Genomic DNA, 17896 nt, shown 5'->3' on the forward strand with positions numbered 1-17896 from the left:
TTTTTGCTTAATTTTAAGGCAATTTTTATATAATCACAAATAAAAATTTAAAAAATGGGTATCAATGCAAAGTATTATTTTAATAGGAAAACCTAATGTTGGCAAATCAAGTCTTTTTAATAGACTTGCAAGAAAACGTATAGCTATCACTAGTGATATTAGCGGAACCACAAGAGATACAAACAAAATCGAAGTAGAGATTGATGGTAAAAAAGCTTTGTTAATAGACAGCGGTGGGCTTGATGAGAGCAACGAGCTTTTTAAAAATGTCAAAGCAAATTCTCTCAAAGCTGCTAAAAATAGCGATATTATCTTTTATATGGTTGATGGTAAATTCCTACCTGATGATGAAGATAAAGCATTTTTTTATGAAATGAAAAAACTCAACAAACCCATAGCTTTAGTAATCAATAAAGTTGATAATAAAAAAGATGAAGAAAGATCTTGGGAATTTTCAAATTTTGGTGTTAAAGAAGTTTTTAACATCTCGGTTACACATAATATAGGCATCGATGAGCTTTGCATGTGGGCTGGTAAATTCTTAAATGAAAGCTTTTTAAATGCAGATGAAGAAGAAGATTTTGAAAGTTATTTAGAAAATTTTGATGAAAATAGTGGAGATTTTAAACTAAAAACCATCAATGAAAACCACATTAAAGTGGGGATTATTGGTAGAGTGAATGTAGGAAAATCAAGTCTTTTAAATGCCTTAGTAAAAGAAGAACGTAGTGTGGTAAGCGATATAGCAGGTACTACCATTGATCCTGTTAATGAAAGCATTATGCATAAAGATAAAATCATCGAATTTGTAGACACTGCAGGGATTAGAAAACGTGGAAAAATACAAGGCTTAGAGCGCTATGCACTCAATAGAACCGAATATGCTCTAGCTAATGCCCAAATTGCGCTTTTAGTTCTAGATGCAGCTGAGGGTTTTAACGAGTTAGATGAGCGTATCGCAGGACTTGCTGCCAAACATTGTTTGGGTGTGATTATTGTTTTAAATAAATGGGATAAAAGCGAGCTTGATTTTGACAAAACTTTAAAAGAATTAAAACTAGATCGTTTTAAATTTCTAGCTTATGCACCTGTTGTAAGCGTATCGGCTTTAAGTGGAAAAAGAGTGCACGTGCTTTTAGATAAAATCTTAGAAGTTTTTGCAAATTTCACACAAAAAATTCCAACAGCAAAATTAAATGCTTTAGTAGAAGAGGCCACAAGAGCACACCCATTGCCTCATGATTATGGAAAACTAGTTAAGATATACTATGCCGTGCAGTATGACTTAGCACCTCCAAAAATAGCTCTAATCATGAATCGTCCTAAAGCCTTGCATTTTAGTTATAAACGCTATTTGCAAAATCAAATCAGAAAACATTTTAATTTTGAAGGCGTGCCTTTGATTTTAGCTTCAAGAAAAAAAGGTAGCAAAGATGAGCAAGAAGGATAGCCTCCTTTTTGTAGGTTTTATGGGTTGTGGTAAAACGACTATTGCAAGAGCTTATGCAGAAAAATATGATAAATTTTTTTTAGATACAGACTGCTTGATTAAAGATAAATTTAATCTTGAAATTAGTGAATTTTTCAAAATATACGGGGAGAAAAAATTTCGTAAAGAAGAAAAAAAATTGCTTACTTTTCTTGCTAACACTCAAAATTGTTCCATTGCAAGTGGTGGTGGCTTTATACAACAAAAAGGGTTAAAAAATATTGGTAAAATTGTTTATCTACAAGCAAGTTTTGAATACATCATACAAAGATTAAAGCAAAAGGAATTATCTGCAAGACCTTTACTGGCTAATCCAAACAATGCCAAAATGCTTTTTAAGCAAAGAATAAAAAAATATGAAAAAAAAGCAGATATTATAATTAACATTGAAAACAAAAGCATTAAAAAAATTATCAAAGAGATTAAAAAAGAGGTAAAATGAGAGTTATTACAGGTTTACAACCAAGCGGGGATTTACATATAGGAAACTATTTTGGATCAATCAAACAAATGCTAAACATGCAAGAAGAAAGTCAAATGTATATGTTTATAGCAAACTACCATGCTATGACTTCAAGTTTTGATGGGGAAAAACTTAGACAAAACTCACTTAAAGCTGGTGCGGCTTTTTTAAGCTTAGGAATTGATCCGCAAAAAAGTGTTTTTTGGTTACAAAGCGATGTCAAAGAAGTAATGGAGCTTTACTGGATCCTTTCTCAATTTACTCCTATGGGGCTTTTAGAAAGAGCACATAGCTACAAAGATAAAATCGCCAAAGGCTTAAACGCCAACCACGGGCTTTTTTCTTATCCTGTTTTAATGGCTGCAGATATTTTACTTTTTAACGCACAAGTGGTTCCAGTCGGCAAAGATCAAATTCAACACGTTGAAATTGCAAGAGATATTGCCCTAAAAGTCAACAACGAATGGGGAGAAATCTTCACCCTACCTCAAGCAAAAGTTAACGATGAAGTTGCGGTAGTACCAGGTACTGATGGAGCTAAAATGAGTAAATCATATCAAAACACTATTGATATTTTCAATACTCCTAAAGCCATCAAAAAGCAAATTTCTTCTATCGTTACAGACAGTACAGCTTTAGAAGATCCAAAAGATCACACCCAATGTAATGTCTTTAACATTGCAAAACTATTCTTAAACACTCAAGAACAAGAAGCCTTAATCGCGAGATATCAAAAAGGTGGCGAAGGATATGGGCATTTTAAAATGTATTTAAACGAAATTATTAGTGAGTATTTTGCTCCAGCCAAAGAAGAGTATGAGAAACTACTAGCTAATCCTTCTAAAATCGAAGAAATTTTAGAATTTGGCGCAAACAAAGCAAAAAAACAAGCTCAAGAAACAATGGAAAAAATTTATGCTAAAATAGGACTATAATAAGGAGTTATAATGTTAGATCTAAAACTTTTACAAAATAATTTTGATGAAATCGCACAAAAATTAAAAGCTAAAAAAGTCGATGAAAATTTACTTAAAGAACTCAGTGAATTATTTGTCAATTTAAAAAAAGAAAAAGCACTTTTGGAAGAATTTCAAGCTTTTCAAAATAAATTTAGCAAAGAACTTGCAACTGCACAAGATAAAGAAAGTTTAAAAACACAGCTAAGCCAAAATAAAGAAAAAATCAACACTCAATCAAAAATCGTTAGTACACTAGAAGAAAAACTAGAACAAATTGCTCTTGCGGTGCCAAATATACCAGATGATTGTGTACCTTTGGGGGAAGATGAGGATGAAAACGTCGAACTTAAAAAAATACTTACTCCGCCTAGTTTTGATTTTGAAATCAAAGAACACCATGATTTAGGTGAAAAATTAAACTGGCTTGACTTTACAAGAGGAGTTAAAATCTCACAAAGTCGTTTTTGTGTACTCAAAAATGAAGGGGCTTTGCTAAGTAGAGCTTTAGTAAATTATATGATAGATTTTAATAGAAGTAGAGGTTTTGAGCTAGTTAATGTGCCATTTTTAGTCAATAGCGCAACTATGTATGGCACCGGACAGCTTCCAAAATTTAAAGATGATATGTATAAAGTAGAAAATGATGATTTATACCTCATCTCAACTTCTGAAATTCCTGTGACCAATCTTTATTCTAATGAAATTTTAACCCAAGAAGAATTGCCTTTAAAAATGACTTGTTATAGTGCTTGCTTTAGACAAGAAGCAGGAAGCGCGGGAAGAGACACTAGAGGCATTATCAGACAACATCAATTTGAAAAAGTAGAGCTTGTTAGCATATGTAAACCTGAACAAAGCGAAATGATGTTTGAAGAAATGCTAACTTGTGCAAGCGATTTGCTTAGTTCTTTAGGATTGGCTCATAGACATTTAATGCTTTGCACCGGAGATTTAGGTTTTTCAGCTGCTAAAACAGTAGATTTAGAAGTATGGCTTCCATCTCAAAATAAATACCGTGAAATTAGTTCGGTTTCCAACTGCAAAGATTTTCAGGCAAGAAGAGCCAAAATCCGTTTTAAAAACGACAAAGGCAAAAACGAATTAGTACACACACTTAATGGTTCTTCACTAGCCGTTGGTAGAACTTTGGTTGCTATTATGGAAAATTATCAAGAAAAAGATGGAAGCATAAGAATTCCTGATGTGTTAAGAAAATACTTTTAAGAGGAAACATGGCTGAAGAAGTAACACTTAAAGAAGAAAATAACCAAGAAAAAGCCTTTTCAGATATTGATGAAAATCCTGGAGTGGAAGAACAAACCATTCCTCCAGGTATGATACCACCTGAACTAGAGGATGAAGAAAGTACTTTTCAAAGAGTAGAAGAAGAACCCCCTGCTCCTCAACCCCAAGAAGAAAAAAAACTTTTTGACAAAAAATTTCTTATTTTAATTTCAGCGCTTGGAGGACTCGCGCTTGTTTTATTGATTGTTTTAATTATACTCATCTTTTCTAAAGATGAACAAAAACCTACTATACAAAATTTCGCAGATGATAATTCAAGCACAAATATCACCAGAGTAAAACAATCAGCGCTTGATTTAGTTGTACAAAAAGCAAATTTACTATATGAAAAAGGTGATATAGAAAGCGCTTTAGAGCTTTACAATAATATCAATATTTTCAACCAATCTCTATCTAGCTACAATCTTGGAGTGGCTCAGATGAAGCAAAAAGATTACACCAGTGCGATAGAAAATTTTAAACAATCTCTTGATCTCGGTGAACATAAAGTAGCAGCTAGTATCAATCTTGCTGTGTGTTATTATAATCTAGGCAATAGAGCAAAATTCAATCACTATATCGACTTAGCTAAAGCTTATCTTCCGCAAGATTCAAAGTCTTCTTTGTATTATTATTATCAAGGTTTGATTAATTACTACCAAGGTTTTTACCCAGAAGCATTGCAAATGTTTTCAAAAGTAGACAATCCATCTTACAAAGATGAGTCATACTACATTAGTGGCAAAATTTACTCTCTTTTACAATCAGAAAAAAATGCTATCAATTTCTTACAAAAACAAGAAGAATACAACGTAGATCTTCCACTAGGTTTATTATATGCAAAGATCGGCCAGTACGCCAAAGCAAAAGAACACCTTGAAAAATCAAGTAAAAGTGACTTACACAAACAAAGAAGTCAAATTGCCCTAGCCTTGGTTGACTTAAAACTAGGACAATACGCCAATGGCTCTGAAATCTTAAAAGCTTTATATATTAAAGACAGAGATATCGGAACGAAATACTATAAAATCAAAACTAGATTAAAACGCAATTTGTCTAATATAGATATTGCTCAACAAAATTTCGCAAAAAGACTGATCACCGGAAAACAACAAATTTATGATTTACTGTTTTATTTTTCCCCTTACCGTGTTTTTGATGTCAAACAAAGTATGGAGCTTATCACTAAGGCTGATTTGGGAAATTTCATACAAGGTTATGAATATGAAAATGAACTGCTAGTTAAAAGCAAAGCCTTATCAGGCGTTAATGTGGAATTATCCCATGCAATCAACCTTGCTTTTAACTTTCACTTAAGAGAAGCAAATCAAGAATTTAAAAACATTAGTGAAATTTATCATGCGCATGATGTTATTCACTATAATCTTGCTCTTACTTATGCCCAACTGCAAGATTATCACAATGCTTATAGGCATTTTTCAACCGCATATCATCTAAATCCTAAAAACTACATTGCAGGAATTTTTGCTATTTTCTGCATGGATTTAGTAAAAAAAGACTATACAAAATTAACCAATGAGTTGCTAGAAAACTTACAAGCAGATCCAACAATTGATCAAAACCATAATATTTACAAATATCTCATTCATTTATCAAGAAACGACTTTACAGCGATGATACCTTATTTAGATAATCTTTCAGGCAAAGAAAACTCACCATTAGAATTAATGTTTTCTATCATAGCTGCCAATGGAAATAATCTTGAAAATTTAAGAAATGAAAAAATTAAGGAACTTAAAGATTTGCTAAAAGAAGATATTATTAGTAATATCTTATATTTTAATTCAGAAAATACCAATCTAGATATAAAAGAGTATGCTAAAAAAGCTCAAATATACTTTTTAACCACTAAACTTGATTATAATTCATTATTTGGTGGCGCAGGCATTGTAAAAGATAGCTATGTAACACTTATGCAGATTACGGGTTTGCTTAATCATGTTAGAAATGACATTAAAAAAAGACTTTCTACTAGCAACAAAAACTCCATTGGGCTGATCTTTGCTTTAGCATATGTAGATATCTTTGCAAAAGAATACCAAGAAGCATACACGCTTTATAATATTTTGATCGATGATTATAAAATCAAAGATGCTCAAACACTCTTTTTGGCAGCAGTAGCTGCAATAGGCTCAAATAACCCAAATTCAGCTATCGCCTTGCTTGAGCTTGCAAGATTAGAAAATGAAGAAACTCTAGAAGCTAGACTTGCATTAGGTCTTTTATATCACGAAGTGCAAAATTTAGAACCTGCAATGTTTCAGTATGAAAAAGTGGGAAATAACTTCAAAAGCAAATTCTTTACCTTTGATATCAAACATTAGTATTTTCTATTTTATATAGAAAATACTAAACATATAAATAAATTTAACTTTAGTTAGAGCAGATGGCTCAACAGAAACTGTTTAAATACAAGATAAATTTTATGATGATAGTAAAATTAAATAATATTACATGAGATTATATAACAAAAGAAGTGGCTCCGGATGTAGGATTCGAACCTACGACCAATCGGTTAACAGCCGACTACTCTACCGCTGAGCTAATCCGGAACATCAATAAACAAGAAATGGTATTATATAAGAAAAAAATACTTTTGTCAAGAGTTTTTTACAAAAAATTATATTTTTTTATAAAATTTTACCCCTGCTAAGTTTTTTACAGTAATTTGGCCTTGTTCAACTAGTTGTTTTAGCAGTTCTTTGCTGTTTTGGCTAAATTTATTTTCTACGTCAAATTCACTCTGCGCTCTAAGCTGTACCATTTTCAAAAGCTCAAAAGCGTTAAAATCTATCTTATCGCCTTTATAATAATGCTTAGCAAGCACCACAGGCACAGCAGTAATACACGCGCTTAATTCCTCAAGTTTTTCCGTAGATACACCCTTAACTGGATAAGCTGGTGGTCTATCAATCGTGCTTAAATCAACCCTTAAAGGCTTAATTCTTGCAAAAACATCATTTAAAGCATGCATTTCTTCTTTACTATCATTTAAACCTTGTACGATTAAGACCTCCATCACAAGATCACCTAAGAATTTTTCCCTAAAAGTTATCATTTTTTCAACCATAGCTTCAAGTCTAATTTGCTTTAAAGCTCTATCGATTCTATAAAATGTTTTTTCTATTGCGCTATCAAGGCTAAATTTCACAACATCAATTCCAAGCAGCGCATTAAAAGAATTAGGGTTTAAAACCCCACTACCATTACTTAAAATCAAAAGCTTTTTATCTTGTTTTATTTTTTTTAACTCATTAACTAGTTTCTCTAAATGAGGATATAAACTTGGTTCGCCATTTGCGGTCAATGTTAAAAAATCAAATTGCACATTACTTTCTAATGCTTTTTGCACTTCATGGATAATATCTTGAACTTCAGGATAGATTAAAGCCCTTTCTAAGGGTTTTGCAGCTTGTAACTCACAATATACACAGTCAAAATTGCATTGTTTTTGATTTGGACTTAAATCAATACCTAATGAAAGTCCAAATCTTCTTGAGCTTATAGGTCCAAAGGTAATTTTACTCACTTTTGTGATTTCTCTTGAACTAACTTAATAAAATATTTTGCATTTTCCACTGGAATATCTGGTAAAATCCCATGACCTAAATTAAAAATATGCGCACTACCTTGCATGATATTTAAAATTTTCTCCACTCCTACTTCGATCGCTTTTTTATCATACAACCTGCAAGGTTCCATATTGCCTTGTAAAGTATATTTAGCACCTAGTTTTTCTTTTGCAAGCTCTAAAGGCGTACTCCAATCTACACCAAAAACATCAAAATTTCCATCGATATCATCTAAAAAGCCACTCACGCCTTTAGGAAATAAAATCACAGGAATATCAGGATATTTTTCTTTTATAAAATTTGCGATCTCAAGCATATAGTTAAAAGAAAATTCAAAAAACTTTTCCTTCTCCAAAGCGCTTGCCCAGCTATCAAAAATTTGAATAGCATTTGCACCTGCTTTGATTTGCTCTTGAATGTAATACTTCAATGCTAAAGTAAGTTTAGATAAAATCTGATGTAAAAATTCAGGATTTTGATAAACTAATTTTTTGCATTTTGCATAATTTTTACTACCACCACCCTCTATCATATAAGTAGCAATAGTCCAAGGGCTTCCACAAAAACCAATCAATGCCTTATCTTGAGAAAGTTTTTCTCTAGTAAGTGCTAAGGCATCATATACATAAGAAAGATTTTTAATGCTTTTTTCCACATCTAAATTTTCTAAATCATCTTTTGTTTTCAACGGGTTTGAAAATACCGGTCCTTCTCCTTTTTCAAATTTCAAATCCATACCCATTTCTAAAGGCACCACTAAAATATCTGAAAAAATAATAGCCGCATCAACCCCTAAAATATCAATAGGCTGCAAAGTAACTTCGCTTGCTTTTTTATAGTCTTTACAAAGAGATAAAAAATCTCCAGCTTTTGCTCTAACTTCCATATACTCAGGCAAATATCTTCCTGCTTGACGCATCATCCAAACAGGAGTATAAGGAGTTGGTTTTTTTAAACACGCATCAATAAAAATCATTTTTATTCCTTATATTAGTGATCGCTTTTATGTAAAAAATAAAGACCTATACAAAGAGCTAAAATAGAACCTGCAAGATAGGTCATATCTAAGACAGTGTTTAACTGCATTTGTAAAATTCTTTGGAAGAAATTTACCACCAAAACCATAATGATGACCTTTGCTAGTTTATCCTTGAGTTGATCTAAGCTATGCACTTCTAACACTTTAGATTGTTTTGTTTTTTTAAACTCTTGTATTTCACTAATAAAAAGCTCATAAATTCCAAAAGAAAAAATAAATAAAACCAAAGCCATTAGGTATAAATCCACAGCACCTATAATCAAACCCACAATATCCTCATGCAAATCTACTGTTGAATTAGAAACCATAAAGTATTCAAAAACATATTTTAAAACTTTAATTACATCGTAACTAGCTATAAAAAACAAAACAAAAGCACCAACAAGACCAAAAATAACCGGTAAAATAGTAACCAAACGACTTTTAACTAATAAATTTTCAAAAAATTTTCCTAGCATTTTTCCCCTTTATTAAACCAATTCTAACCATTTTTTTGCAATACGGACAGCATTAGTAGCCGCCCCAACACGAATTTGATCCGCTACACACCATAAATGCACAATATTCTTGTGATTTATATCGCGTCTAATTCTACCCACATAAGTTTCATTTGTATCACTTGTAAAAAGTGGCATTGGGTATTTTTTATTTCCTACATCATCCATTACAACAACACTTGGAGCCTTAGAAAGAATTTCTCTTACTTGAGCAATATCCACTTCTTTTTCAAAATGCATTGTAATGGCCTCACTATGGCTTCTAAGCACAGGAACTCTTACACAAGTTGCAGAGATATCTAGCTTCTTATGAAGTATTTTTTGGGTTTCGTTGATCATTTTTAACTCTTCTTTAGTGTATCCATTATCACTAAAAACGTCAATTTGCGGAATTAAATTTAAAGCCAAAGGATAAGGAAAGGTTTTTGCTTCAAATTCATCTAATTCAAACGCAAAAAAACTTTGCATACCTTGAACCAACTCTTCCATACCTTCTTTACCTGCACCGCTTGCAGCCTGATAAGTGCTTACATCTACTCTTTTTAAATTAAATACATCATCTAGTGGTTTTAACACATGTACCATTTGTATAGTAGAGCAATTTGGATTTGCGATAATCCCTGTTTTTTCCCAATTTTCAATATCTTCACTATTGCATTCAGGCACCACCAAAGGAACATTCTCATCCATTCTAAAATGACTTGTATTATCAATCACAACAGCACCACATTCAACTGCGTATTTTGCATACTCAGCGCTTATATTTCCACCTGCACTAAAAAAGGCGATGTCTACAGGATTTTCCTTAAAAACACTTGGAGTTAATTCTTTAACTTTGTAGCTTTTGCCTCTAAATTCTACTTCACTGCCTGCGCTTTTTGCGCTTGCTAGCGGCAAAATACTTTCAACTGGAAAATCAAGCTCATCTAAAACATTCAAAAGCTCTTCACCAACAGCTCCAGTTGCGCCCACAATAGCAATTTTTTTCATTATCCTTCCTTTTTAAGTAATATTATATTTTTTCATTTTTTCATGAAAAATTTTTTCACTCATACCTATAAGCTTAGCCGCCTCGCTTGTATCTTGTGAATTTCTTAAGGCTTCTAAAATCAATTCCTTTTCAAGATTTTTTATATCCTTGCTTTTTCTACTTTCTAAGAACAAATCTTGAGCACTAATCTCATCACTTTCACTTAAAATACAAGCCCTTTGTATAATAGAAATTAATTCTCTAATATTTCCTGGAAAATCATAAGACAATAAAGCATCTTGTGCCTCTTGACTTAATTTTTTTTCTTTAAAGTCATACTCTTTGCAAGTATCAAGCAAAACTTTTTGCGCTATTTGCAAAATTTCCTCTTGACGCTCTCTTAGTGGTGGTATATTAATCGGTATAGTATTAAGTCTATAGTATAAATCTTGCCTAAATTCATTATTGGCTATCTTTTTTTCTATATCGGCATTGGTTGCACTAATAATTCTAACATCAATCTTGATGCTTTTAGTACTTCCCAATCTTGTGATTTCTTTTTCTTGTAAAGCCCTTAGTAGCTTTGCTTGAATTTCATAAGGCATTTCCCCTATTTCATCTAAAAACAAAGTTCCTTCATTAGCAAGCTCAAAAAGCCCTATTTTAGTTGTATTAGCATCAGTAAAAGCACCTTTTTCAAATCCAAAAAGTTCACTTTCAATCAAATTAGATGGAATTGCTGCCATATTAATCGCCACAAAAGGCTTTTGCGCTCTTTTTGAATTTTTATGTACAAAGTTTGCAAAAACTTCTTTTCCTACTCCACTTTCACCAAAAAGAACAACACTTGCATCAGTTTTTGCTGCTCTTGTTGCTAAACCAAGGCATGCCTCTAATGCCTTAGAATTACCATAAAAATCTTGATTTTCTTCATTTTTACTGGATTTTTTACTAGATTTTTTGGAAGTTTTTTCTTGAATTATTTTCGCACGTTTGATAGCAGTTACCAAAGTGTTAATATCAAATGGCTTTACTAAAAAATCTTTAACACCCAATCTCACCGCTTCAATCGCACGATTTAAAGTTGCATTGCCTGTGATAATGATAAAATCATACTTATTTTCACAAGCTTGCACAAATTCAATACCATCCATACCTGGCATATTGATATCTGTAATAATCAAATCAACATCATCATTGATTTTTTTCAAAGCTTCGGTAGCTGATTTATAAGATTTGATAGTAAATTCTTCATACTCACTCAAGGCTATCTCGAGTGATTTTCTCATATTGATATCATCTTCAACTATAACCAAATTCATCATTCAACCTTAAGCTAAAATACCTTTTTTAGGGCCACTTTTTCCATGACACTCTTTGTATTTTTTACCACTACCACAAGGACAAGGAGAATTTCTAGGTACTTTTGCAACTTGTGCTTGTGCATTTTCATCTACACCAATTTCTGTTGTATTTGCTAAAAACTGCTCGTTTTGCTCTTGAGTTTTTTCTTCGAAATTTTGTGCTTCTTTTTGAGTAAACACTACATTAAATAGTAGTTTTAAACTATCAAATTTTACACGCTCTACAAGTTCCATAAAGAGATTATAACTTTCTTTTTTGTATTCCACCAAAGGATCTTTTTGGTTGTAACTTCTCAAGCCTATACCTGTTTTTAAAATATCCATTTGGTATAAATGTTCTCTCCATAAATTATCTAAAATTTGAAGATATAAAATTCTTTCGATTCTTCTTGCTTCACTTTCTTCAATAATATTCATTTTTTCTTTATAAGCTTGTTCTAAAATTTCAGTCAGTTTATTTTCTACTTCTACTACACCTAGGTCTTTAAAGTCTTCCTCTTTAAGTTCTAAGTTGCACTCATAGCTTACTTTTTGCTTTAAGTTATCAAAATGTTTTATATCATCTTCTAATTCAGCATTTAAATAAATTTGACTTACTAAAAAATTACTATATTCAGCAATATTTTTTAGAATTTTTTCTTGTAGATTAAATTCTTCATCTAGCAATTCATTTCTATAATTATAAATAGTTTTTCTTTGCTCATTAGCTACATCATCATATTCTAGCAAGTGTTTTCTACTTTCAAAATGCAAACTCTCTACTTTCTTTTGAGCATTTTCCACTGCACGAGTTACAATACGACTTTCTATATGCTCACCTTCTTCTATACCCAATCTCTCCATGATATTTTTAATACGATCGCCACCAAAAATTCTCAAAAGATTATCTTCTAAACTCAAATAAAACCTACTCACTCCAGGATCGCCTTGTCTTCCCGCGCGACCACGAAGCTGATTGTCTATTCTTCTACTTTCATGACGTTCTGTTCCGATGATATAAAGTCCACCCAAAGCTCTTACTTCATCATCGATTTTTATATCCACACCGCGCCCTGCCATATTTGTAGCTATGGTTACTGCACCTTTTTTTCCCGCATCTTGGATAATCAAAGCTTCTTGCTCGTGATTTTTAGCATTAAGTACATGATGAGGAATACGTTCTTTAACAAGCATATTATGAAACACTTCACTTCTTTCAATACTTGCAGTTCCTACCAATACCGGCTGACCTTTTGCATTAGCTTGTTTTATTTCCTCAATCACTGCTTTAAATTTTTCTTCTTGTGTTTTATAGATCAAGTCGTCTTTATCCAACCTTGCAATTGGAATATTAGTAGGTATAGAGATAACATCTAAACTATAAATTTGAGAAAATTCTGTTGCCTCAGTTTGTGCAGTTCCTGTCATACCTGCTAACTTGCTATACATTCTAAAATAATTTTGGAAAGTAATATCTGCTAGAGTTTGACTTTCTTCTTGAATTTTCACTCCTTCTTTTGCCTCTAAGGCTTGGTGTAAACCATCGCTAAAACGTCTTCCTTCGCTCAATCTTCCTGTAAATTCATCAACTATTACAACCTGCTTATCTCTTAAAACATAATGCACATCTTTTTCAAATAAATTATGTGCTTTTAAAGCTTGATCAAGCTGATGAGCTAAAATTGCATTATCAAGACTATATAAATTTTCCACTCCGAATAATTTTTCAGCTTTAGAAATTCCAACCTCTGTGATCATAATTGTTCTATTTTTCTCATCAACAACAAAATCACCATCTGGAGTTTGTGGAGGAAGCACCGCTTCACCCCTTTGCATTTGCTTAGCAACTTCATTCGCTTTGATATAGCCATCTAAAGTTCTATTTGTAGGACCACTTATAATTAGAGGAGTTCTTGCCTCATCAATCAAAATACTATCTACTTCATCTACGATAACAAAATTATGCTCTCTTTGTACTTTTTCATGTTTTGAAAATTTCATATTATCGCGTAAATAGTCAAAACCAAATTCATTATTTGTACCATAAGTTATATCGCATTCATAAGCTTTTTTGTGTGCTTCATCGCTATTTTGTTCTGAAAGTATTACCCCTACACTAAAACCTAAAAAATTATAAATCGCGCTCATTTGTTCTGCATCTCTTTTAGCTAGGTAATCATTCACAGTAACTACATGTACGCCTTTACCGCTCATAGCATTCAATACAACAGGTAAAGTTGCAACCAAGGTTTTACCCTCTCCTGTTTTCATTTCAGCTATTTTACCTTCATGCAAAACCATACCACCGATTAACTGCACATCAAAATGGCGCATATTAAGCGTTCTTTTACCCACTTCCCTTACTATTGCGAAAACTTCATTTAAAATTTGATCTAAGGTTTTTTCATGATTTTGAATTTGACTTTTAAAATCTAAAAAAATTTGTTTTAATTCATCATCGCTAAGATTTTGGTATTTTGATTCTAAAGCATTAATTTGTGCAACTCTTTTTAAGTATTTCTTCACTTCTCGATCATTTTTTGTGCCAAATACTGCTTTAAATAAATTAGAAAACATTTTTTTACCTTTATTTATAAAAATATATGCTAAATTATATCTTAGTTTTAATTAGAACTATATAAAAAGTTTTGTTTGGTTAATTTTTATATAATCAAAAAAACAAAAAAAGGACATAAATGAGAATTTTTTTATCTTTATTTTTTTTATTATATAATAGCTTTGCATTTGATATTAACTTTCAAAATTTTAGTAGTGATTTTGAACAAAAAGTTACAAGCAACAATGCAACACTAAACTATAAGGGTAATTTTATCATTACGCAAAATAAAGCTTTTTGGAACTATACCCAACCCAATCAAAAACAAATTTACATCAACCATAAAGAAGTTGTGATCATAGAGCCTGAACTAGAGCAAGTCATTTATACGCATTTGCAAAATTTACCAAATCTTCAAGAAATTTTCAAACAAGCAAAGCAAATATCAAAAGAAAAATATGAAGCAAAATACGAAAACATCACTTATTTTATTCAACTAAAAAATGACAAATTAAATGATATCTCCTACAAAGATGAGCTAGAAAATTCTGTTAGTATTCATTTTTTTAATCAAAAATTTGATCAAAAAATAAACGATGAAGTTTTTTTACCAAAAATTCCAAGTCATTTTGATATTATCCAATAATCAAAATGGTATCTCTTTAAATAAATCTTGCTGATCTTTACTTGGTGCTAACATTTGCATTTGCGCATCTTGCATTGTTTTTAATATCATATCTATTGCTTCTTTGCTTGTATTAGCATCTTGAGTTGAGCTTGAATTATTGTCATTTGCAACATCATTTATCACTTGAGTAGCATTGAGATCTTTTGTTGAATTTTGCTCTTGTTTTTTTATAACTTTTGGGGTATTGATTATTTCTTTTGTAAGTTCTTTTTTATCATCATCTTCTAAGTCTTTAACATAACGCTTAAATTCCTCCAAATCAAATGGTGCAACTGAATTGATTTTTAAAATATAAATATTGCTAATTTGTGTTTTGTACTTTTTATTGCTAAATTTCAATAAAGTTTCTTTGAAATTATTTTTTCCTATTTCTGTGAACAAGTCTTCATAAAAATAACTAGATATGATCGTATTTAACGCATCTGTGATTTTATTATAATCTAAATTTTCTCCTTCAAAATCTAAACTTAGCTCGATTTTTTTTAAAGTGTTTGCTCCGGTTTTGGAATATAAATCTGTTCTAAAATCTTCTATACTTAAAGTATTTGCAAAGACACCAAAGTACGCACATAATAAAAATGCAATCAATCTCATCTCATTCCTCGTTTTCTTCTAAATCAATAAATTTTTCCTTTGAGTAAAACTGTTTCACTTCTTTGTCAGTTTTTAAAACACTTAAAAAATAATTCTCAAAAGGCATTTTATAATTATATACGATTTTCAAATGACAAGGATTAACAGCCCTAGAAAGACACACATATAATTGTCCTTTTTCAAAAATTCCATCAATATCACATATTAACTTATCTATACTCATACCTTGAGACTTATGAATTGTAATGGCATAAGCTAGCTTTATTGGATATTGAATAAATTTCGCCTTGATTTTAGCCTCCAATCGATCATTTTTATCCAATTCGTATTCTTCCAAAATATATTCGTAAACTTTTAATTTTAATCTTTCTTTATTGTTTTTCTCTATTAAAATAAATTCTTGCTCTTCATCTTTTATGAAGTCTATTATAACTCCTTGCTCGCCATTATAATAATTTTCTTCTTTATTATTAATACAAAAAATAATCTTAGCACCTATTTTTAACTTTAACTCCTCTAATGAATTTAAACCATTGATCCACTGTTGATAACTTTTATCATCCAAATTTTGATCAATCTTCTCACTAAAAGCCTTAAAAATTCTTTCTTCACCTTGCAGTAAATTTAATTTTTTTGTATTGATATCGTTAGTTTTTTTATTTGTTGCGCACAATAGCGTGTATTCATCCATGTAGATAAGCAAATCTTTTGGAAGTATAAGCATTTTTTTAAAAAAATCTAGTATTTGCTGATTAACCTCACCCATTCTAATAAAAAATAAATATTCATAAAAAAGCTTATCCATAGTTCTTTTTGTAATGGTAAGTTTTAAATTGGTAAATTTTAAATCAACCCATGCTTGAGAAGAAAAGGCGTACAAAGAGTGATTAAACAAACTATTATGCACTTGAGAATTTTTAAAATTTACCACAGGAGGAAGTTGAAAAAAATCTCCAACTAGCAAGATTTTACCACCAAATTCACTTCTTGATAGTCTATAGTATATCATCTCCATTAAAGAGGCACTAATCATGGATATTTCATCGATAACCAACAAATCACATTGTTTTAAAATTCTTCTAATTTTTTCTAATTTATCTTTTTGCTTTCTATCTTCATAATATAACTCTTCATAGTTTGCACATCTACCAAAACCAAAAAAACTATGTAAGGTTACCCCGCCTATATTAAACGCACTTAATGCTGTAGAACCTAATACAATTGCGATTTTTCCCTGTTTTCTATATGATTTAATAAGTTCTATAGTTAAAAATGACTTCCCAACTCCTGCTCCACCGCTTAAGAAAACATGTCCATCTTCTAAAAAATATCTTATTCTCTCTAAAATCATTTTAAAATTATAGTATCTTTTCTATAACAACCCCCCCCCCAAAAAAAAACAACCTAAAAACTATAAAAGATAATTAACCCACATCCACCATACACCCTAAAAAGCCATAATTACACCAACAAGCTTACCAAAGCTACTTTCTTATATTAATCAATAATCCTAAGCCTATTAATGATAAAAAACAATATCTTATTAAATAAAAACATCTATAATAATCTAAGCAAATAAGCAAGCAATCTATCAATTATAAATAATACACACCTAAGAACATAAAACTACAATTTCATCTAAAAAACCCATAAAAGCAAATTTAATAAAGCAATAAAAAAGATATACACAATTAAAAATTAAAACAAGCCACCATAAATTATCAGAATAATTTAATACAATCTACAAAGCACCACCAACTAAAAAAGTAAAAAAGTAATTTACCAAACTTACTATAAGCATTTTAGAGCTAAAACAACTAAACCTTCAAACCAACTAGCCAACTATCAGAATAATTCAATCACAATAACACAACTTAAAAGCTATAGCAACCAAATAAACCAACTCTATACAAAAACGCTACGCCCACCCCCCCCCACACAAACTACACAAACTACACAAACTACACAAACTACACAAACTACACAAACTACACAAACTACACAAACTACACAAACTACACAAACTACACAAACTACACAAACTACACAAACTAATCTACCACAAGCAATAAAAAGCTATAAATAATTCATGATCACACCATAAAAGAAATAAAAGAAATAAAAGAAACCTACTTTTTTACAACTATCTCTAAAGCTCTTTATTATAATTAATCACTTTCCTAGAAAGATATTTATTATAAAAAACCATAAAAGAAATAAATTATAAAACAATAAAAACTATCTCTAATAAAAAAAACAAAGAATAAACTAATTAAGGATTTAACTAAGTAATAAGTAAGAATAATAAGAGAATTAACAAGTCCGCAATGAGCTACTTTCCCCCTGCCAGTAAGGCGTAGTATCATCACCCACGATGTGCTTAGCTTCTTGGTTCGGGATGGAGCAAGGCGTCTCCACAT

The 17896-nt window shown here is 31.0% G+C and carries 14 protein-coding genes and 1 tRNA gene; 6 read left to right on the forward strand and 9 right to left on the reverse strand.

Annotation, left to right across the window (positions count from 1 at the left end):
- Positions 1-64 precede the first annotated feature (64 nt).
- Genes der through CKA54_RS02000 form a run of 5 tightly spaced genes read left to right on the forward strand, consistent with a single transcriptional unit; the run spans position 65 to position 6540 of the window.
- Positions 65-1450, forward strand: coding sequence for a ribosome biogenesis GTPase Der (gene der / locus CKA54_RS01980; RefSeq protein ID WP_043019536.1), 1386 nt, complete (start codon positions 65-67; stop codon positions 1448-1450).
- Complete coding sequence (locus CKA54_RS01985; protein WP_120759535.1) at positions 1434-1931, forward strand: shikimate kinase; 498 nt, start codon at positions 1434-1436, stop codon at positions 1929-1931. Before der ends, CKA54_RS01985 begins: the two co-directional genes overlap by 17 nt.
- Complete coding sequence (trpS, locus tag CKA54_RS01990; RefSeq protein WP_120759536.1) at positions 1928-2887, forward strand: tryptophan--tRNA ligase; 960 nt, start codon at positions 1928-1930, stop codon at positions 2885-2887. The genes CKA54_RS01985 and trpS overlap by 4 nt, the downstream gene beginning before the upstream one ends.
- A 12-nt stretch (positions 2888-2899) precedes the next feature.
- Positions 2900-4135, forward strand: coding sequence for a serine--tRNA ligase (gene serS / locus CKA54_RS01995; protein WP_120759538.1), 1236 nt, complete (start codon positions 2900-2902; stop codon positions 4133-4135).
- Between the two features lie 8 nt (positions 4136-4143).
- On the forward strand, positions 4144-6540 hold the full coding sequence (locus tag CKA54_RS02000) for a tetratricopeptide repeat protein (protein WP_120759540.1): 2397 nt from the start codon (positions 4144-4146) through the stop codon (positions 6538-6540).
- A 153-nt stretch (positions 6541-6693) separates the two neighbouring features.
- Here the strand turns inward: CKA54_RS02000 and CKA54_RS02005 are convergent.
- The 7 genes from CKA54_RS02005 to secA all read right to left on the reverse strand — a co-directional run bounded on the left by CKA54_RS02005 (position 6694) and on the right by secA (position 14214).
- Positions 6694-6768, reverse strand: a tRNA-Asn gene (locus CKA54_RS02005).
- 68 nt (positions 6769-6836) lie between these two features.
- On the reverse strand, positions 6837-7745 hold the full coding sequence (locus tag CKA54_RS02010) for a radical SAM protein (RefSeq protein ID WP_120759542.1): 909 nt from the start codon (positions 7743-7745) through the stop codon (positions 6837-6839).
- Entirely contained in the window at positions 7742-8764 is a 1023-nt protein-coding gene (hemE, locus tag CKA54_RS02015; protein ID WP_120759544.1) for a uroporphyrinogen decarboxylase, read from the reverse strand. The genes CKA54_RS02010 and hemE overlap by 4 nt, the downstream gene beginning before the upstream one ends.
- Before the next feature lie 14 nt (positions 8765-8778).
- The gene (locus CKA54_RS02020) at positions 8779-9285 is read right to left on the reverse strand and encodes a YqhA family protein (RefSeq protein ID WP_039663187.1); all 507 of its coding nucleotides are present in this window, start codon (positions 9283-9285) and stop codon (positions 8779-8781) included.
- A 12-nt stretch (positions 9286-9297) separates the two neighbouring features.
- Positions 9298-10314, reverse strand: a complete 1017-nt coding sequence (locus CKA54_RS02025) for an aspartate-semialdehyde dehydrogenase (protein ID WP_120759546.1) — start codon at positions 10312-10314, stop codon at positions 9298-9300.
- 12 nt (positions 10315-10326) lie between these two features.
- The gene (locus CKA54_RS02030; RefSeq protein ID WP_120759548.1) at positions 10327-11616 is read right to left on the reverse strand and encodes a sigma-54 dependent transcriptional regulator; all 1290 of its coding nucleotides are present in this window, start codon (positions 11614-11616) and stop codon (positions 10327-10329) included.
- A 9-nt stretch (positions 11617-11625) separates the two neighbouring features.
- Entirely contained in the window at positions 11626-14214 is a 2589-nt protein-coding gene (gene secA / locus CKA54_RS02035; RefSeq protein WP_120759549.1) for a preprotein translocase subunit SecA, read from the reverse strand.
- Positions 14215-14333: 119 nt separating this feature from the next.
- Here secA and lolA point away from each other — a divergent pair, with 119 nt between their 5' ends.
- A complete protein-coding gene (gene lolA / locus CKA54_RS02040) occupies positions 14334-14840 on the forward strand; it encodes a LolA-like outer membrane lipoprotein chaperone (RefSeq protein ID WP_120759551.1) in 507 nt (168 codons plus the stop codon).
- Here the strand turns inward: lolA and CKA54_RS07850 are convergent, their stop codons facing one another.
- Positions 14841-15476, reverse strand: a complete 636-nt coding sequence (locus CKA54_RS07850) for a flagellar basal body-associated FliL family protein (RefSeq protein ID WP_120759553.1) — start codon at positions 15474-15476, stop codon at positions 14841-14843.
- Between the two features lies 1 nt (position 15477).
- Positions 15478-16824, reverse strand: a complete 1347-nt coding sequence (locus tag CKA54_RS02050) for an ATP-dependent RecD-like DNA helicase (protein WP_301182152.1) — start codon at positions 16822-16824, stop codon at positions 15478-15480.
- Positions 16825-17896: the final 1072 nt, after the last annotated feature.

It is taken from the genome of Campylobacter sp. P255, from assembly GCF_003627915.1.
Classification (GTDB): domain Bacteria; phylum Campylobacterota; class Campylobacteria; order Campylobacterales; family Campylobacteraceae; genus Campylobacter_D.